The sequence below is a fragment of the Streptomyces tyrfis genome, from assembly GCF_037034285.1.
Lineage (GTDB): Bacteria > Actinomycetota > Actinomycetes > Streptomycetales > Streptomycetaceae > Streptomyces.
Genome location: NZ_JBAGJZ010000058.1, coordinates 29,910 through 47,827 on the forward strand (window position 1 = coordinate 29,910; position 17,918 = coordinate 47,827).

Below are 17,918 nucleotides of genomic sequence, written 5' to 3' on the forward strand. Positions count from 1 at the left end.
AGTTCGGCAACGATCTGCGGCGCTCGTGGACCCGGACTGCTGGTGCGGCTGGCAGCTTCGCCGCCTGCATGCACCTGGGCGACGAGCCCACAAGAGACCAACCTGGAGACCGGATCAGCCCGCCGCGTGATCCCCGCACGCGCCGGTCTGTTCAAGCACCGTGCGCCTGGGGCCAGATGACGTCCCGCCCCCGCACAGGAGATCAAGGCAGGTAACCGGAGCGTCCGGGACCGCGCACACAAGTGACGATACGTCACTTCATGGAGCCCGCCGCGGCATCCCGGCAGCGCGCCTCCACAGCGCTCCGAAACCGGTAGTCCCTTAGGCACTGTTTCTCGGATCATGTTCGGAGCCAGATAGCGAGGGCTGCGAGGGTGACGGTGCCGAGGTAGATGTAGGCGCGTTTCTCGTAGCGGGTGGCAACAGCCCGGAAGCCTTTGAGGCGGTTGACGGCGCGTTCGACGGTGTTGCGTTTCTTGTAGCGCTCGCTGTCGAAACTGATGGGTCGACCGCCTCGGGAACCTCGGTTCTTCCGATGCCTCTGCTGGTCGAGACGTTCGGGGATGGTGTGCCGGATTCCGCGTCGTCGCAGGTAGAGGCGGTTCCGCCGGGACGTGTAGGCCTTGTTCGCCAGGACATGGTCGGGCCGGGTGCGAGGCCGGCCGACTCCGGTTCGGGGCACCGAAACCTGCTCCAGTACCCGCTCGAGTTGGGGCCCGTCACCGTAGTGTCCGGGTGTCAGGACGAACGCGAGGGGCCGGCATCGCCCCTCGGCGGCGAGGTGGATCTTGGTGGTGAATCCTCCGCGGGAACGTCCCAGACACTCGCCGACCTGACCACCGCCTCCAGGCGGACTGCCAGTTTCCGCAAGACCAGATCGGCCTGGTTCGTCCCCCGCTCGGCCCCCTTTTGAGGAACGGCGACCGGGGCCGCTTTCCTCGCGCCGGCGGCGTGCTGGTGGGCTCGCACCGCTGTCGAGTCCACCGACACGTCCCAGTCGATCGCGCCCACCGCGTCCTCGGTAGCCTGGATGCGAGACAGCAGCATCTGCTGCGTTCCATCGGCTGACCAGCGACGATGCCGCTTGTAGACCGTTTCCCACGGCCCGAACCGCTCCGGCAGATCCCGCCACTGCACGCCGGTCCGCACCCGGTAGAGAACCCCGTTGATGATCCGGCGGTGGTCGCTCCACCGACCTCCACGCGCACCACCAGGAGGTAGGAACGACTCCAGCCGATCCCACTCCGCATTCGTCAGATCACCACGGCCCATACAGCCAGCCTGCCCCCAACACCCCGCCTATGTCAGGAGATCCGAGAAACAGTGCCTAGCCCTGGGTGCGACCGGTGAATCACCGTGCGATCTGCAGTTCTCCTGCGCGCCGAGCGCCGAACTGGCCACAACGCCTCCGCAAGCAAACGAGGTCCGCATGCCGCTCGACGCCATGCACGCCGTTTGCCGCTGGCGAGCACAACGGCAAGAAGCAGCACCGACACCGCCCTCGCACCCAGGAATGCCGGGGCATTGCGATGTACGGCCCGGGTGTGGGTGGTGGACGGCGTCATCGAGAGGGCAGTCGCGTCCTTGAGGGCGATGGAGATCCTCAATTCCCGTACGGCGTTTCCACCATGGGCCGCATCTCCTCCCCCAGCAGCCGATGGTCTTCTCGCTGCTACTCCGCCCCCGCCTGGCCGAGACCCGAGACGGAAGCCGGGCCGGGCGCAGCATCTATGGACGGCCGGGAGAGTCAAGATGATCATGGAAACGCCGCCCGTGCTGCCCTTAGCGACATGCCCGCCGTTGGGCGTTCAGAACGCCCTGCAGCCGCCTCTTAACGCGGGGAGACCCGCAGCCATCGTCATCCGTCAGTCCTCGCCGGCATCACGTCCACGAACTGAGTCATTCGCGCACGCTGCAGGGCCCAGCGTCGGCGTCCACGTCAACACGCTGTGCCAGTAGGTGAGGGGCGGCTTTCACCGTGTCCCCTCGGACACGGTGAACCGCAGGTCAGCCTCGCCCTGCGCGTACCAGCAGGTCGGTGAGCAGGCGAATGTCGTTGGGGGTGTTCTGCAGGCCGTTCCAGCGGCGCTGTTCACCGTCGGGAAAGCGCCACATGCCAGAGGTCCAGGCGGTGACCGGCATCAGGCTCAGGATGGCGTTGCGGACGCGGTCGCAGTCGACGTCTTCGGCCGCCATGCCGTCGGTGAGGCTGTCCATGACGAAGCCCATGGCTTGGATGCCTGCTCCGTGGGTGAGGCGGGACTGGCGGGGCGGGAGTTTCCAGGCGTCGCTGAAGGTTTCCTGCACGATGGTCCAAAAGGAGCGCAAGTGCAGGAGCATGCGTTCGACGTCGCCGGAGCCGTCTTCGGGGTTGCGGTACTGGTACAGGGCCCCCTCGAAAAGGCTGTGCTCCAGCATGCGCAGCAGGCTGGTGTCCTTGATGTTGCCGTGGGGGGAGGTGGGGCTGGCGACGCGGCCGTAGAAGGGCCCCTTGCCGTCGGTGTTGAGGCGGGTCATCAACTGGGCCGGCAGGCGCTTGCGGGCGTAGGAGGGAGGGAGGTGTCCGCTGGTTTCGGGCAGCAGTTCGTGGATGAGGCCCTTGGGGAGCGGTTTGGTGGAGTTGACCAGGATGAACTGGGAACGCTGGTCTTGTTGATCGTCGGCGATGAATCCGACGGCAGCGACGGGGAATTCGGCCAGGTCCGCGTCGCGGATGGCGGCGGTGCGCTGCTGACCGTCCACAATCAGGGCGGGCTTTCCCTCATCGGGAAGGGATTCGTCGACGGGGATGACCAATTCTCCCGGGACGGAGTAGTCGACGTCGGCAGATCGGCGTGCTCCGGTCTCGAACCTGACGGACTCGTCGAACGCCAGGACCAGGGCGTTGGGGAGCATGGCGTTGTCGGACTCGAGGTAGCGGCGGATTCCCCGGATGTGGCTGAGGACTTCGGGCCGCTGGTAGCCCTGCAGGCTGCTGCTGTCGTCCCGCCGGACGCGGGAGACGGCGGCGAAGCTGTGGATCTTCTTTCCGTCGACAGCGAAGCAGTAGATTTTTCTGTCTCCCTGACGCACTTCAAGTGCGGGGAGCCTGAGTTCATAGCGGTCGGCCATCGCATCTCCTGACATGGTTAAAAAGTAGATGGCGGATTTTACCCGAAGGTGAGTGATCGCATTTTCGCTTCGAGCACGGTCAAATTATGGAATCCGCGACGCTTGTTTCGCTCACTCCCCCGGAATATCACGATCTCAATTCCGTGCTTCTTGCATAGGGCGCAGGGGCAGATGCGCCAAGGCGCATCGCTCAGGGTACGCTCGTACACTTCGAGGTAGCTTTTCTTTTTCGGCCCGAGTACGAGGGATTCGTAGGTTCCGAGGGCAGTCAGAACCTCCTCTATGGAGGTTTCCTCGCGATCGAATTCGCGCAGGGCGCGCAGGCTGGCTCGCTCGGCGGCGATCGCTTCTGCCTGCGACACGTTCCCGGACAGGATGAGCCGCTTGAGTGCGGGATTTCCGTCGACCTGGGGGACTCTGATCGCCGTATAAGAGTCAGTAGCCGAGTGGTAGTTGTTGCGGTCATCCATGAAGGCCTGCCGGAAGACGGAGGTACTGTCGAAACTGGTCACGCCGTGACGGGCGAACTGTTCCATGCTGTCGACCCGGTTGATGCCGAGGAGATGCAGTTCCGTTTCCGGAGAGCGGATGCCGTCGATAGCGCGTAGGCAGGTGAGGATTTCGTGTGATTTGAGGGGGACCATGCCACCCAGTGCGATGCGCCGGTATCCCATCTTCTGCAACTGCTTCACGCTGTGCGCGTAGCTTTGTGGGCCCCAACCCTGCGCTGCACCGACCGGCTCAAAGCGCGCGCCTGATTTTTGTGTTGCGGTGATGAACTCTTCGGCGAGTTCTAGGGAGATTTGCTGCCGGGTGATCCAGGCGTCCTCGGGTTGCGTATCGGACTCTTCGGGAATGTACCCGAAGATGATGTGGTCGATACTGATTCCCGCATCGAATCCACAACGGCCGTAGAAGTCCATGACTTCGCCCACCTCGTAAGGCGGGCGCTCTTCTTCGATATAGTTGAAGGCGCCGCAGTCACCTATGGTGGCACAGGCTTCGGGGAGACGGAAAAAATTTCTCACGCCCAGGCGGTAGAAACGCTCGCGCTGCGGGGAGGAATATTTTCCCGAGCCTTTCACGGATCCGTCGACAACCGCCTTGCTGACGAGGATCCCGTCATAGGGGATCGGCGTCACAACCTGGTGAGCGTAGACGTCATCACGTTGGCGCACTCGGTAGGGCGAGTACTCGTCGTTGACGAAGTCGTAGGTGGGACTCACCAGGTCCTGACTGTCAGGGAAATAGAATTTCACGCGGCCTTTGCCTTTTCCTGCACATAGATACGGAGGAGGTAGTTCGAGAGCGTGCTGATGTGGCGCGGGTTGTTCTGAAGTTCGTTCCAGGGGGTGTTCAGGTCCGGCCAGCGCCCTTCGGTCCAGCGGCAGTGCGGAACGATCAGGGCGAGTTCAGCCTGTGTCTGCTCGAACGCGTGGGGCGAGCCGGGGTGGATGGCCATCATCACGCGGTCCATGAGGCGTCCCATAGAACGGATGCCCACGCCATGCATCAGCCGACTACGGGTCGCAGGCAGGCCCCATGCTTCGGGGAAGGTGTCGCGGACGGCGCTCCAGTAGATGACGAGGATCTGCCGGATGGTGGCAGTGTCGACGGTGCCATTGGACAGGTTCTTGTAGGGGAAGAAGACGCCCGAGGGGGAATTGAGGGATTCCTGGATGGCTGTGGTGAGGCTGTTGTCCGTGACGACGGCCTCCACTTTTTGTTCGGCGGTGGTGGAGGGGCGGCGCACCAGTCCACGGAAGGGGGAGTCCTTGTCGTGGTTGAGGGCTTCGACCAGGACGGAGGGCAGTTTGCGGGCGGACAGTTTGGTCGGCAGGACCGTGCCGACTTCGGGAAGCAGCTCGGTGACGAGGTTGGTCGGCAGCGGGGAGACCGTGTTCACGCGCAGGAACTGGTCTCGCTGGGTTTCCAGGTCTTCGGCAACAAAACCGGCAATGGTCACGGCCAGGCGGGTGTTGCTGGTGCGGGCCAGAGCGAGGCTGCGCTGCTGGCCGTCGACGATCCAGGCCGGACGGGGGGCATCGGGGGAATCCGGCAGAGGGATCTCCAGCGTCCCGGAGGTACACAGGCCGTCGCTGCTGCTCGGGCCGGGGCTGGACTTGAACCGCACGCTGGAGGGCAGGGCGAGGATCAGCCCATTAGGGAAGAGGACTTCATCACCGTCGAGGTACTCCAGGATCTGCTTGACGTGCTGCTTCTTCTCGGGGCGCTGATAGCCGATGAGTTTGCCCGCTTCGTCCCGAGAGATCCGCGCCACGTCGGCGACCTGGCGCACCTCTTCGGCCGCCAACGTGAACACATACAGCGGGATCGTGGGGTGCTGCTCGATCCGCAGGGCCCGACGCTTAAGCACAGTGAAAGTCATCAGCGGCCAATCGTTGATGTGTACAGGTCTGCGAAGCGCTTCTGTTCACAGGCCATTCCCTTGTCTCTGAAGAGGCGCAGCAGACGAGTGCGGGAGGAGTCGGGGTGGAGGGCCTTCATCTCTTTAATGAAGGCGATCACCAGCTCGTCCGACATAGGTGTGCGGGCGTAACGTTCGGGCCGGGCCGCCTGAGAGGCCCAGGCATCCCAACGCGCCTGTGCCTCAGGGCTGATGAGGCGGCCCGGCGTGCAGTGCTCGAGCCAGGAGGCTGCCATGCGGGTGTTCAAGCTGGTGAGGGTTCCGCCGAGGGCCTGCCGCAGGGCAGCATTGGCCGGCACACGCAACACCCCGTCCAGATCGCAGGCGCCCCCGATCAGCACCACCTCGGCGTCGGCGGCCGCGAGCCCACGCAAGTCCCGCTGCATGGCCTGGGCGTAGGTCTCCGACAGCACCACCAGTGCCCGTCCGGCGGCCGTGGCGATCTTAGATAGATCGCTGGTGCCGTCTAGGTGCTGCAGGTGATCCCACCACCGGGATGCCTCAGGACTGGCGAAAGCCACGGAATCTGCGTGTCGTGGTACGAAAGTCGCTGCATACGACGGCGCCAGGCTGGAGACTTGCCGTAGGCCCAGGCCGGCCGAGGCTACATAGAGGCGAGGGGCAAACCCTGCGCGGGCTGCGGCGTCGGTGAGAGCGAGCGCACGCCGCCACTGATCCCCCTGGTAGAGGTCTTGCAGTTTCGCCTGCCGGCCCTGGACTGCCTGCAGGCGACGTGCCCATTCCGCGGCTCGCTGCGGCAGGTCGCCGGTGGGCAGGGTGCGGGCCTGCAGGTCCGCGGGGGGTGGTGAGGCCTTCCGGTCCGTGCACGTGACCACGATGGGCAACTCGTTCACTGCGACTCGACCCCTGGCTTCCGTAACTCGATTTTTGTTGTGGTTACTGTAGCCGGTAGTTAGGAGGGTAGGCTGCACCTGCCTCAACCGAGGAAACTGGACTGCAGATAGGGGAGTGACAGCATGGACCGTCCCGCGATCGTGTTGCTGAGCGGCGGCCTGGACTCGACCACGGTGCTGGCCATCGCCAAGGACCAGGGATTCACTCCCTACGCGCTCAGCTTCCGCTACGGCCAGCGGCACAGCATCGAGTTGGAGGCGGCTCAGCGCGTGGCGCAGACTCAGGGCGTGGCCCGTCATGTCATTGCCGACATCGATCTGCGGGTCTTCGGCGGCTCTGCCCTGACCTCCGACATCGAGGTGCCCAAGCACGAGACGCTGGAGGACGTCGAGGAGGGTGGGGTGCCTATCACGTATGTGCCGGCCCGCAACACGATCTTCCTGTCGTTCGCGCTGGCGTTCGCCGAGACGGTTGGTGCCAGCGACATCTTCACCGGGGTCACAGCGGTGGACTACAGCGGCTACCCCGACTGCCGCCCCGAGTACATGGACGCCTTCGCCACCATGGCCAACCTCGCCACCCGGGCCGGGGTAGAGGGAACCTCCAAGATCACCCTGCACTCCCCCCTGATCGCGCTGTCCAAGGCCGACATCGTGCGCGAGGGCCTGCGGCTGGGCGTGGACTACTCCCTTACTTCCTCCTGCTACGACCCCGACGAGCAGGGGCGGGCCTGCGGTAAGTGCGACACTTGCCTGCTGCGTCTGAAGGGCTTCGCTGAAGCCGGTGTGAAGGACCCCGTCCGTTACCAGAGCGTCTGAGCATGGCCTACCTGATCAAGGAAGTCTTCTACACCCTGCAGGGAGAAGGCAGCCACGCAGGACGTCCAGCGGTCTTTTGCCGTTTCTCCCGCTGCAACCTGTGGACGGGCCGGGAACAGGACCGGGCCCGCGCCATCTGTCAGTTCTGTGACACCGACTTCGTCGGTACCGACGGTGAAGGCGGCGGCCGCTTTCACACCCCGCAGGACCTGGCCGATGCCGTCGAGGCCGCCTGGCCCACGACCGATCGAGCCCACCGGTTCGTGGTGTGCACCGGCGGAGAGCCCCTGCTGCAACTGGACGAGGAAGCCATCGAGGCTCTGCACGAGCGCGGCTTCGAAGTCGCAGTGGAAACCAACGGCACTCGCCCGGCCCCCCGAGGAATCGACTGGCTGTGCGTCAGCCCCAAGATCGGTTCCACTCTGGTCCTCACTCAGGGTGACGAACTGAAACTGGTCTACCCGCAGGCTGGCGGTGATCCTGTCCAGTTCGAAGAACTGGAGTTCCGGCACTTCAGGCTGCAACCGCTGGATGACGCTCACCGCGAAGCCCACACCCGTGCGACCGTCGAATACTGCATGAAGAACCCGCGCTGGACTCTCTCCCTCCAGACGCACAAGTATCTGGGAATTCAGTAATGGAAATCTTTCGCGAGTTCACCTTCGAAGCAGCGCACCGCCTGCCGCGCGTGCCTGAGGGCCACAAGTGTGCCCGCCTCCACGGCCACTCCTACAAGGTGATCGTGCACGTCGAAGCCCCCGTCGATGCAGAACTGGGCTGGGTAATGGACTTCGGCGACATCAAACGGGCCTTCAAGCCCATCGATGCTCAACTCGACCACTACTACTTGAACGACATCGAAGGCCTGGACAACCCCACCAGCGAGAACCTGGCCCGCTGGATCTGGGACCGCCTGATCGGCGAACTTCCCGCACTGTCCGAGATCACCGTGCGCGAAACCTGCACCTCCGGTTGCACCTACCGAGGCGCGTAAGGCATGCACGACATCCAAAACGAACCCGACCGGCGCGGCATTGCCATCGACGAGGTGGGCATCAGCGGCCTGCGTTACCCCCTCACCTTCGACGACGGCTACACACGACAGCAGGGCATTGCTGACATCAGCGCCACCGTCGGCCTGCAAGCCGACCGGCGCGGCACCCACATGAGCCGCATGATCGCGCTCGTGCACGAGGAAGTCGCCACGCTGACCCCGCAGGAGTTTCCCATCGCCCTCAAGCGTGGCCTCGCCCTGCTCGATGCACCGGCTCTCACCCTCATTCTGTCCCTGCCCATCGCCACGGCTGTCACCGCCCCTGCCAGCCAGCGGGAATCCTGGCAGGCCCACGACGTCACCGTCACCGGCCGCATCACCGCTTCCGGATGCACTGTCACCACCTCGGTGACCACGCACGTCACCAGCCTGTGCCCCTGCTCCAAAGCCATCTCCGACTACGGCGCCCACAACCAGCGCAGCGAGATCACCCTGGAGATCACCGGCACCGACGACACCCCGTACCCCCTGCCCGTCCACGAGATCATCCAGCTGCTGCGCGCGACTGGCTCCGCTCCCGTCATCCCGCTTATCAAGCGGCCTGATGAACGCGTCGTCACCATGCAGGCCTACGACCACCCCGTCTTTGTCGAAGACATCATCCGGGACATAAGCCTCACCTGCCGCGACAAAGGACTCACCCACACCGTCACGGCGAAGAACCTGGAAAGCATTCACAGCCACGACGCCATCGCCACCCTTACCTACAACCACTACTGACCCGCCACAGGCGGCCCCGACCGCCACCACGCAACGATCAATGTGGCGACTGCCTACCCGGGTCGCACCAACACCAACGGTCCGGTCACCGCCAAGGCGAGAAGCCAACCCCCGTGCACGAATCCAGCCCAAGAAGCACCCCTCGCGCACCCGAGCATGCCCGGCCCGAGCCCATCGTCTCGCGTCCTGCCGTGCGCCGTGTGCGGCGCGCACGCGGCGCACGGCGGGGCCGCCGACAGAAGCCAGGAGCTTGCGCTACATGAATCGCTCCGGTCAGAAGAAGGCTCAATCGGCGGCCTGCTCGGCGATCGCATGTTGACCACATTGGTGGTCGACCTTGGCCGCCCTTCCATCAGGTCGCTTAGGGTGACGCACCTCAGCCCGGCCCTCCCTGCATGACAGTTCACCCATCCGACGCCCAGATATTGCTACTCAAGTAGCGGCGCCTCAAGATTGGGGCATGCCGTCTCCCACTGCCCCTTGGGTCCCATGGCCCCGCTTGGACCGTCGCGCCTACCTCCTCCTGCTGGATGACCAGCGTCGGCTCCTTCTGTGCGGCGGATGCTGCGGCGGCTGGACCGTCCCCCAGGTGCGCATGACATCCAGCGCCAGTTTCCTGGAGTCAGCCACCCGGTTCCTGCAGGAGCGATTCGAAGTGGCGGCTCCACGCTATGGATCGGTGTATGGCATCCGGCAGTCACGCATCGGTGACGATTGGGAGTTCGACCGAGCCACGGCTACGCGGGTCTTCATCGTCCGCATCAGCGACGGCGAAGGGTCGGCAATTGAGAAGCAGTCGGTCACACACGCCCGATGGAGCATCGAGGAACTGCAACGGCGAAGAAGGGAAATCTCCCCAGAGGGGATCGTCTTACTGGTCACCGGTTACGTCGAAGGATGGATTCCTGATGGCCCCATCACTCTCCGGTGAGAGTGGCGCCGCAGCGCCGGCCGACACGCCCTGGTCAGCGATCTGCTTACCTACGGGCCATCACGAGGATCCCATCTGTGTGACAGGCAAGATCGGGCCCTGGGCAGATAGCGGCGGCGCACCCTGCATCGAGTTCGATGACCACGGGCATCCTAGCTCCGGAGCATTCAGTGCATTGGGTATCTTCCTCCTCTGAGACAGGCGGCCTGAAGCAGGGCGTTTATTGGCTCTTCGCAGTTGAGGGGGTAGCCGCAGGGCGTGCGGTGCGCGCGTCGGTGGCTGGCTAGGGATCGACGTCTTCCGATGATGGAGGCTCTTGCGCCGCTCACCCCAACTACCCTCAACTGCGAGGAGTCACTACAGGAGCGGGCGATGGATAACGAGATTCAGCTGATCAGTGACGGCGATGGACTTGCGGTCATCGGGAACCCGACGGATGTCGATCGCTTCCTCGCCTCAGAGGGACTGTTGTCGTTGTCGAAGGACCTCGGATTGCAAAGGCTCGGACCTCTCCTCCGTGCCGGGGCTGGAGTCGCACAGGCAAGTTCTGAAATTGCCGCCAACTCAGGTCGCTGGGTGAAGCTGACCGAGGAGTCCACGCAGCTTGTCAAGAAATTCGGGCTGATGGAAAGCAAGACGCCAGGTGTCAGCTATGCAATGGTGGGGAAACCGGGATCAATCAAGTCATGGCTCCAGATCGCGAAGGGGCCCGGCTCGCTCCTGACCAACCCGGCGATTCTTGCTGGTGCCGCGGGGATTATGGCGCAACTCGCGAGGCAGCACGAGATGAGCGAGATCAAGAGCTATCTCGCGACGATCGACAAGAAGGTCGACGACGTGCTCCGCGCTCAGAAGGATGCCGAGTTGGCGAAGGTGTTCGGAGCGGGCCTCGACATCGAGTCCGCCATGACCGTTCTGGAACGAACGGGTCGGGTCGACGACGATACGTGGTCGACCGTGCAGGCCAGGACCCATACGATCACGGACGCCCTGGGGTGGGCGCTGGGTCGACTCGACGCACTCGCGGAGAGGGTGGAAAGCACGACCAAGATCGGTGATCTCGCCAAGATGGCCAAGGAAGCAGAGTCCGAGGTTCAGGAGTTGCTCGCCGTTGTGGCTCGTTGCTTCGAACTGCAAGACTCGCTCGACGTGCTGCGACTGGAGCGGGTGCTGGACAAGTCTCCCGACGAACTGGACGGGCGTCGGCTCGTGCTGAAGGATGACCGGCAGAAGCGGCGGGAACTCATTTCACAGAAGATTGAGCACCTGATGGCACGCATGGATGCGGCTGCCGACACGGCCAACTCGAATGTGCTGCTGCACTTGCCCGCGCACCGGGCTGTGGTGGGCTCGGTCAACCATGTCGGCATCGCCGTCGATAACTTTCACAGGCCGCTCGGAATCGAGTCTGGTCGACATTCATTGGAGGCGACACGATGGTGGGACGCGGCCCGAGACTCGACGCAATTGAAGAACGCCGCCGCAGAGGCGGGACGCAAAGCGGCCATAGGAGCGGGTGTGGCGGTCGTGGGGGCTGCGGGGGTCTGGGCGAGCCGCACCGCCCTTGCCTGCGAAGAACCCGGCGAAGAGGAGTGAGCGAGCGTCGGCCGTCAACCGTGTGGGCTCTCGGGTTGGACTGGACAAATAAGTCTCTCCCCCTGGGTATGCCTCGACGGGCTCGACCCAGTTCGGCGATCGCCGGACGCCCCACGGCTACACCCTCAACTGCGAAGAGCCCGTTTATTGGCGTGGAGGCGGCCTTGACCAAGGTCCTCAATAGCTGATGCGCTTGGGAAGTTGAGGCGTCGGACTCGGGGGGCTGCGTGATCAGGGCTGTTCTCGGTTCGATGTGTCGCGCCCGTGGTAGCAAGGCGGATTCAGTCTTTCCGCTCGGTGGACGGGCGGCCTGCGCATGAGGCTCCGGCGGGGGATCACGATCGGCGTCGTGGCAGCCGGGGGTGCCGTGACAACGATGCTCGTGGGACTCGTCACGAACGCGGTGTCTGAGTCGGAGTGGCCGGGCTGGTTGGGGTGGTTACAGCGGCATGCCTGGTTCTCGTTCGCAGTGCTGGGCGGGGCCACGGTCGGGCTGACCGTGCTGCTCACCGCACTGTCGGAGACCCGCACGCCCCTGCGGTCCCCTGAGCCGCATCAATCGAGGAACGGGTCGGAACCTCCAGGGGCCGCTTTGGTGCTGCGGTCGCTACCGCGCGACACCGCAGCGTTCACCGACCGGAGCGCCGAACTCGAAGCGCTTGTCCGGTCCGTGAGTGTCTCGCAGGAGAGCGGCTCAGCGCTGCCCGTGCACGTGATCGACGGAATGCCAGGGGTCGGCAAAACGACGTTCGCCGTGCACGCCGGGCATGTGCTGTCGGAACGATTCCCGGACGGGCAGCTGTTCGTAAATCTCAACGGGCATACGACGGGGCGCGCGCCGGTGCAAGCCACCGAGGCACTGGCTTCGTTGCTGGCCGCGACCGGCGTGCCTGTGCAGCGGATTCCCGTCGGCGACGACGTGGGCGCGGTCGCCGAGGCGCGGGCGGCCATGTGGCGGAGTCGGCTCGCGGACAAGAAGGCGCTACTCATCCTCGACAACGCGGCCAGCTATCGCCAGTTTGAGCCTCTGCTCCCGGGCGGGAGCGGCTGTCTCGTGCTGGTGACCAGCCGGAAGCGGCTGGCGGCGTACGAGGAGGTGGTCCTGCCGGTGGCGGCGTTGCCGCCGGAGCACTCGGTCGACCTCTTCGTACGCCTCAGCAGGCGGCCGGCGGACTCGCTCGACCATGCCGTGCTCGCGGAGCTGGTGGGGCTGTGCGGGTATTTGCCGCTGGGGGTTTCGTTGCTCGCAGCGCGGCTGCGCCATCATCCGTCGTGGAGCGCCGAGGACCTGCGGGCGCGGCTGGTGGCGGCACGGGGCCGACTGGGAGAACTCCGGGCCGGGGAGCGCGCAGTCGCCGCAACGTTCGACCTGTCTTACCGTGACCTCGCGCCGGAGCGGCAGCGCTTCTTCCAGCGTCTCGGCTTCTACCCTGGTACCGACCTCGACGCCTATGCCGGTGCCGCGCTCTGCTCAGTCTCGGTGGCCGCGGCGCGCGAGCAACTCGACGCGCTCTACGACGCCCATCTGATCGACGAACACCCTGGAAGCCGTTACCGGCTTCATGACCTCTTACGCGACTACGCCCGCGGTCTCGCCGACGAGGGAGGCACCATGGAACATGTTCAGGCCGTTCAGCGCGTGTGCACCTACTACTTGGCCGCCCTCTCTGTCGCGAACGGACACATCCTTCGCGGTGGCGCTGCCACACCGGCGCCACCAGACGTCGCCGCGCAGGTGGAGACGCCGCCCATGGAGTCGCGTACGGCGGCCCTGGGCTGGCTGGAGAACGAGCGGGCGAACGTCCTTGCCTGCATCCGGCGGGCGAACAGGCTCGCGCTGCATGAGCTGGTCATCCGTATGGCCGCGGCCATGGCCCCTTTCCTGCGGCAGGCCGGCCCGTGGGACCAGGCCGTCAACCTTCACCGCACGGCCGTCGAGGCCGCCCGGCACACCGGCGACCGGCACGCGCTGGCCGGTGCGCTCGCCGAGGTCGGAGTCGTACAGCGCTTCATGGCCGCCTACCCTGAGGCGATCGAGGCCCTGAACGAGGCGGTGACGGAGTACGAGGCAGTCGGCGAGCGACGCGGCAAGGCGGACGCTCTGAACCAGGCGGGCATCGTCTCGTACATGATCGCGGACAACGACGCCGCGGCCCGCGCCCAGACCGAGGCCCTCGCCCTCTACCGCGACATCGGCGACCGGCTCGGCCAGGCGAACGCGCTCGCGGACCTCGGCATGGTGCGCCGGCAGACAAGCCAGTTCGACGTGGCGGTGGAGGCGCAGACCGAGGCCCTGTCGATCTATCGCGAGCTGGGTGACCGCTACGGAGAGGCCAACTCGCTGCGGGACCTGGGCATCGTGCACTGCCTCATGGGTGAGTATGAGCTGGCCACGCGGTGGCACCGTCAGGCGTTCGACATCTATCAGGAGCTCGACGACCGGGTCCACCAGGCGTACGCCCTCAACGAGCTCGGCGTCGTACGGCGGCTGACCGGCGACCTGCCCGGGGCACGGGAGGCCCATGCCCAGGCGCTGGATCACTACACCGTGCTCGGCGAGCGGTTCGGGCGCGCGAATAGCGTCCGCCACCTCGGGGTGCTGGACCGCATGGAAGGGAACGTCACCGAGGCGATCCGCGTGTTGGAGGACGCACTGGATTCGTACCGTGATCTCGGTAGCCGTGGCGGTGAGGCCGCCACTCTGGGCGAGTTGGGTGTGGCGCACGGAATCGTCGCGGAGCAGGACCACGCTGTCGAAGCGTTCCAGCAGAGCCTGGAGATTCTGCGGGAGCTCGGCGACCGGTGCGGGGAGGCTGAGGTCCTGAACCACTGGGGAATACTGCTGCACGCTTCTGGCGACTGGGCCGCCTCGCGGGAGCATTTCGAGCAGGCGCTGGAATTGGCTCGGGACATCCGCTGCCCGTTGGAGAAAGCGCGGGCACTGGAAGGGATCGGACGCTGCGGCTGGATGGCAGACGGACCCGCGCAGGCTGAGGGCTTGCTGAGCGAAGCACTCGCCGTGTACAGGCAGTTGGGCGCGAACGGGGCTGCCGACACTCTCGAGCGGCTGCTTGCGTCGCAGGCGGGGTGAGCCGAGCTTGTGGCCGGATTCGGTATGCCATCGTAGGCAGTGGGACTGCTACGTTGCGGGCCGATCTGCCGACTCAACCGCCGTCGCACTGTTACGAGGAGCGTTGAATGCTGGCACGCACGTCCGTTCCCACGCCGCACGCCCCGGTGACGCCCGTGGCCCCGGAACCCACGCAGAGCTCGGTTGTCCTGGACCGCGTCGCCGCCCGTGTACGGCAGCGACTGGCAGCCGAGCGGACCGTGGCGAACAGTACAGGCGAAGGTGGTCACCAGGCTTCACTGATCTGGACCTGGCCCCTGTGAGCTCTCCCGCTCGATGACGCCGCGCGAGAACATCGCTCCCTTTCGGTCCTTCATTCTCAAGGTCGCCAATCGCTGCAACATCGACTGCGACTACTGCTACGTCTTCAACTCCGCGGACCAGGCGTGGCAGCGTCTACCCGCCCGGATGAGTGTGGATGTCGCCCAGGCTGCCGGGCGGAGGATCGGTGAGCACGCCGTGGCGCACGGCCTGCCGGGCGCGCATGTCGTTCTGCACGGTGGAGAGCCCCTACTCGCCGGCCCCCGACACATGGCTGACCTGCTCGGCGTCGTACGGGAAAGCGTTCCGGCCGGTGTGGAGGTACGTTTCGAGCTCCAGACCAACGGGACGCTTCTCACGGAGCCGTGGCTGGACCTCTTCGAGCGGTATGAGGTTGTCGTGGGCGTCAGCCTCGACGGGCCGCCGTCCGCGAACGATCGGCATCGGCTGACCCATGCCTCCCGGTCGAGCGCCGCCTCGGCCGTACGCGGCATCGACCTCCTGCGGTCCCGACCCCACCTGTTCGCAGGAGTGCTCGCCGTTGTGGACCTGGCCAACGACCCGGTCGAGGTCCACGACTACCTGGCGTCGTTCGAGCCTCCGGTGATCGACTTCGGTCTGCCGCACGGGACGCACGACGAGCCACCGCACCGCAGCGATCCGAGCGTGCCCGAGTACGGGGTGTGGATGAGCCGCGTCTACGACGCCTGGCTTGCCCGGCCCGAAGACAGGCACGGCATACGGATGCTGGAGGACATCGTGGCGCTCAGTTCCGGCGTGCGCGGCTCGGTGGAATCCCTGGGTCTGGCCCCGCCGACGAGTGTCGTGATCGAGTCCGACGGCACGATCGAGGGCGTGGACACCCTGCGGTCCGTCGAGGAAGGCGCCTCCTGGCTGGGGCTCGACGTCTTCAGGCAGTCCTTCGACGAGGTCCTTCACCATCCAAAGCTCCTGCACCGGCAGTACGGGAAGGTCGCGCTCGCTGAGCAGTGCCAGAGCTGCCCTCTGGTGGAGGTGTGCGGCGGAGGCTACCTCCCGCATCGCTTCAGCACCGCCCGTGGCTACCTGAATCCCTCCGTTTACTGCGCAGACCTGGAGTACCTCATCCGGCATGTCCAGGGCTCCCTACGCCGGCACGGCTGGGACCCGGCGGCCCCGCACCCGTAGCCATGAGCCGTGCCGCCACGGCAGGATCATGCGTTGGAATGAGCGAGTGAAGCGATGGAAGAGCGACAGGAGATGTCGATGACCGTGACGATCCGACCCGCCGACAGGCGGGACATCGTGGCTGTAGCCGAACTGATCGAGGAGATCGAGCGGTTCTACGGATCGACCGAGATCCAGCCGCTCGAGGAACGCCACTCCCAGGTGGAGGAGGCGCTCTTCGGCTCGCCACCGCTGGCGTCCGCGCTCCTGGTCGAGGACGGGGCTGGCAACCTCGTCGGGCTCGCCGCCTACTCGTTCCTCTGGCCAGCGGCCGGCTCCTCCCACTCCTTGTTTCTGAAGGAGCTCTACGTCCGCGACACCCTCCGCCGCCAGGGCGTTGGCGCCCGCCTCATAGACGAGCTCCGTGCCCTGGCCGCCGCACGCCCCGGGTGCAGCCGGGTCGAGTGGATGACGGACCGCGACAACCCGAACGCGCGGGCCTTCTACAAGTCGCTGGGATTCGCGGAGTTCGATGGGAAGATCGTCTACCGGGTGGACACCAACACGGGCTGAGGGCGGGGTGCGGCTGTGAAGGAAGAGCGGTGCGACCGGTGTGAATGCATCGTCGGGTTGGGATGCGCCTGCTTGCCAAACGGGGTCGTATCGGAAAGACGTGCTGTACCGCAGCACAGGCAGGAGTGGCGGCGCTTCCCCGCGGACACGATCCTGATCTCGCCGACGCGGTACGCGCACCGGCCCGGGGCCTGCGCCCACCTGACCGAGGAGTTGGTAACGGCCCCGCGCTGGGGCTGGATCCCCGAACCGCCCCCGGGCTCTGGGACCGGTTGAGCAGCAGCCACCCGGCGACCGCGACAGAGGGGAACACCGCATGGCAGGCGATACGACGGTGCGCGAAGTGTCAGTTTCGGCATTGTCGTGATCTAAGCCGCCGTGGGCGCGGTTGCGCGTGACCGACCTGGGCTCGCCAGGTGGCCGCTCACAGGGCTGTAGCCGGACGCTGCAGCCCTGGGGGGTTAGGACTGGGCAGACGGTTGCTTTCCAGTGGTCCTCGTCGCGCAGCTGTCTCTGCTTACGGGCTGCCCCTCTCCCCATCAGTGGCCAGGGCAGCGGCCTGGCCGGCCGCCTGCGCCCAGGCCAAACTCCAGGAATGGGAGCTGCCGAGCGGCGGCGTCAAGTGCTGGTCGACCTTCACGGCTTCCAGGTGCAGGGCTCGGGTCTCAGGCAAGGTTGCGGGCACTACTGGCTTCGCGCTGCGCGTCGGGCCGGACTCTCTCCCCGTGATGAGGAGCCGAAGGGAAGGAATGCTGGGTCTTTCCGCATGTGATCTGAGCCGCGTACGCGCGGTGGGGAGGGTACACACTCGCAGCGTCAGGGCGACGCAGATTAGTACTGGTCGATCGTCGTTCGGAACTGGCCCAACTCAGCGTTCCGGATCGTCATCAGGTTCCTCGCGGGCAAGGCGGTACGGGACGGTGCTGCGCCACAGCAAATGGCCGTCGGGTGAGTGCGCAAGACGATGCCCTGCAGGAGCCACCTGCTGTAGTTGCCAAGTCGGGAGCCAAACCCCCTCCCTCCTACGCAGAGCGTCAAGCTATAAGCGTCACCTGAATGCGACTCCGCAGCCCTCACTGGCGTGCTCCAAGCCCCCCATCCACATCCACTCTGGAGGCTGTCGCAGTTGTTGGCACGGACCCCATTGAGTAGCTGGCTCGACCGACTTGAGCCAGCTGACCTGGGTCCTTCCGATGCTCCAGTCCGGTCAGCTGTCGTCAGGGAGAGATCAGGATCCACTCGATGGTGTGCTCCTGCCCCTGACTGTAAGTCGGGACGCCAGCGGCACCCCTAAG

General features: G+C 65.5%; 14 protein-coding genes and 1 pseudogene. 10 read left to right on the forward strand and 5 right to left on the reverse strand.

Features of this window, described 5'->3' with window-relative positions:
• Positions 1-340: 340 nt before the first annotated feature.
• The 5 genes and pseudogenes from WA762_RS31250 to WA762_RS31270 form a co-directional block, all read right to left on the reverse strand.
• A pseudogene (locus WA762_RS31250) lies at positions 341-1,272 on the reverse strand (IS5 family transposase).
• Between the two features lie 735 nt (positions 1,273-2,007).
• Entirely contained in the window at positions 2,008-3,111 is a 1,104-nt protein-coding gene (gene dbpB / locus WA762_RS31255; RefSeq protein ID WP_335940264.1) for a DGQHR domain-containing protein DpdB, read from the reverse strand.
• Between the two features lie 38 nt (positions 3,112-3,149).
• Positions 3,150-4,370, reverse strand: a complete 1,221-nt coding sequence (gene dpdA / locus WA762_RS31260) for a tRNA-guanine transglycosylase DpdA (protein WP_335940266.1) — start codon at positions 4,368-4,370, stop codon at positions 3,150-3,152.
• Positions 4,367-5,500 (reverse strand): DGQHR domain-containing protein DpdB, encoded by a 1,134-nt coding sequence (dbpB, locus tag WA762_RS31265; protein ID WP_335940268.1) that lies wholly within the window; start codon positions 5,498-5,500, stop codon positions 4,367-4,369. The genes dpdA and dbpB (WA762_RS31265) overlap by 4 nt, the downstream gene beginning before the upstream one ends.
• Complete coding sequence (locus tag WA762_RS31270; protein WP_335940270.1) at positions 5,500-6,060, reverse strand: hypothetical protein; 561 nt, start codon at positions 6,058-6,060, stop codon at positions 5,500-5,502. The genes dbpB (WA762_RS31265) and WA762_RS31270 overlap by 1 nt, the downstream gene beginning before the upstream one ends.
• Before the next feature lie 456 nt (positions 6,061-6,516).
• Here WA762_RS31270 and queC point away from each other — a divergent pair, with 456 nt between their 5' ends.
• The 10 genes from queC to haaN all read left to right on the forward strand — a co-directional run bounded on the left by queC (position 6,517) and on the right by haaN (position 16,623).
• On the forward strand, positions 6,517-7,212 hold the full coding sequence (gene queC, locus WA762_RS31275) for a 7-cyano-7-deazaguanine synthase QueC (RefSeq protein WP_335940271.1): 696 nt from the start codon (positions 6,517-6,519) through the stop codon (positions 7,210-7,212).
• A gap of 2 nt (positions 7,213-7,214) precedes the next feature.
• A complete protein-coding gene (queE, locus tag WA762_RS31280; RefSeq protein ID WP_335940273.1) occupies positions 7,215-7,850 on the forward strand; it encodes a 7-carboxy-7-deazaguanine synthase in 636 nt (211 codons plus the stop codon).
• Positions 7,850-8,206 (forward strand): 6-carboxytetrahydropterin synthase QueD, encoded by a 357-nt coding sequence (gene queD / locus WA762_RS31285; RefSeq protein WP_335940274.1) that lies wholly within the window; start codon positions 7,850-7,852, stop codon positions 8,204-8,206. The genes queE and queD overlap by 1 nt, the downstream gene beginning before the upstream one ends.
• Positions 8,207-8,209: 3 nt before the next feature.
• Positions 8,210-8,986 (forward strand): GTP cyclohydrolase I FolE2, encoded by a 777-nt coding sequence (locus WA762_RS31290; protein WP_335940276.1) that lies wholly within the window; start codon positions 8,210-8,212, stop codon positions 8,984-8,986.
• A gap of 499 nt (positions 8,987-9,485) precedes the next feature.
• Entirely contained in the window at positions 9,486-9,917 is a 432-nt protein-coding gene (locus tag WA762_RS31295) for a hypothetical protein (protein WP_335940277.1), read from the forward strand.
• A 372-nt stretch (positions 9,918-10,289) separates the two neighbouring features.
• Positions 10,290-11,513 (forward strand): hypothetical protein, encoded by a 1,224-nt coding sequence (locus WA762_RS31300; protein WP_335940278.1) that lies wholly within the window; start codon positions 10,290-10,292, stop codon positions 11,511-11,513.
• Between the two features lie 316 nt (positions 11,514-11,829).
• Complete coding sequence (haaT, locus tag WA762_RS31305) at positions 11,830-14,604, forward strand: cyclophane-containing RiPP biosynthesis TPR protein HaaT (RefSeq protein WP_335940280.1); 2,775 nt, start codon at positions 11,830-11,832, stop codon at positions 14,602-14,604.
• Between the two features lie 107 nt (positions 14,605-14,711).
• Complete coding sequence (haaA, locus tag WA762_RS31310; RefSeq protein ID WP_335940281.1) at positions 14,712-14,906, forward strand: HaaA family cyclophane-containing RiPP peptide; 195 nt, start codon at positions 14,712-14,714, stop codon at positions 14,904-14,906.
• A gap of 13 nt (positions 14,907-14,919) precedes the next feature.
• Positions 14,920-16,071: an FxsB family cyclophane-forming radical SAM/SPASM peptide maturase gene (locus WA762_RS31315; protein ID WP_335940282.1), complete on the forward strand. Its 1,152-nt coding sequence runs from the start codon at positions 14,920-14,922 to the stop codon at positions 16,069-16,071.
• Positions 16,072-16,125: 54 nt separating this feature from the next.
• Positions 16,126-16,623, forward strand: a complete 498-nt coding sequence (haaN, locus tag WA762_RS31320) for a cyclophane-containing RiPP N-acetyltransferase HaaN (protein WP_335940284.1) — start codon at positions 16,126-16,128, stop codon at positions 16,621-16,623.
• Positions 16,624-17,918 lie beyond the last annotated feature (1,295 nt).

What these genes read in the sequence shown, in the direction of transcription:
- dbpB (WP_335940264.1), bottom strand. Translation starts at nt 3,111, where the DNA reads ATGGCCGACCGCTATGAACTCAGGCTCCCCGCACTTGAAGTGCGTCAG.
- dbpB (WP_335940268.1), bottom strand. Translation starts at nt 5,500, where the DNA reads ATGACTTTCACTGTGCTTAAGCGTCGGGCCCTGCGGATCGAGCAGCAC.
- queC (WP_335940271.1), top strand. Translation starts at nt 6,517, where the DNA reads ATGGACCGTCCCGCGATCGTGTTGCTGAGCGGCGGCCTGGACTCGACC.
- queE (WP_335940273.1), top strand. Translation starts at nt 7,215, where the DNA reads ATGGCCTACCTGATCAAGGAAGTCTTCTACACCCTGCAGGGAGAAGGC.
- queD (WP_335940274.1), top strand. Translation starts at nt 7,850, where the DNA reads ATGGAAATCTTTCGCGAGTTCACCTTCGAAGCAGCGCACCGCCTGCCG.
- WA762_RS31290 (WP_335940276.1), top strand. Translation starts at nt 8,210, where the DNA reads ATGCACGACATCCAAAACGAACCCGACCGGCGCGGCATTGCCATCGAC.
- WA762_RS31300 (WP_335940278.1), top strand. Translation starts at nt 10,290, where the DNA reads ATGGATAACGAGATTCAGCTGATCAGTGACGGCGATGGACTTGCGGTC.
- haaT (WP_335940280.1), top strand. Translation starts at nt 11,830, where the DNA reads ATGAGGCTCCGGCGGGGGATCACGATCGGCGTCGTGGCAGCCGGGGGT.
- haaA (WP_335940281.1), top strand. Translation starts at nt 14,712, where the DNA reads ATGCTGGCACGCACGTCCGTTCCCACGCCGCACGCCCCGGTGACGCCC.
- WA762_RS31315 (WP_335940282.1), top strand. Translation starts at nt 14,920, where the DNA reads ATGACGCCGCGCGAGAACATCGCTCCCTTTCGGTCCTTCATTCTCAAG.
- haaN (WP_335940284.1), top strand. Translation starts at nt 16,126, where the DNA reads ATGGAAGAGCGACAGGAGATGTCGATGACCGTGACGATCCGACCCGCC.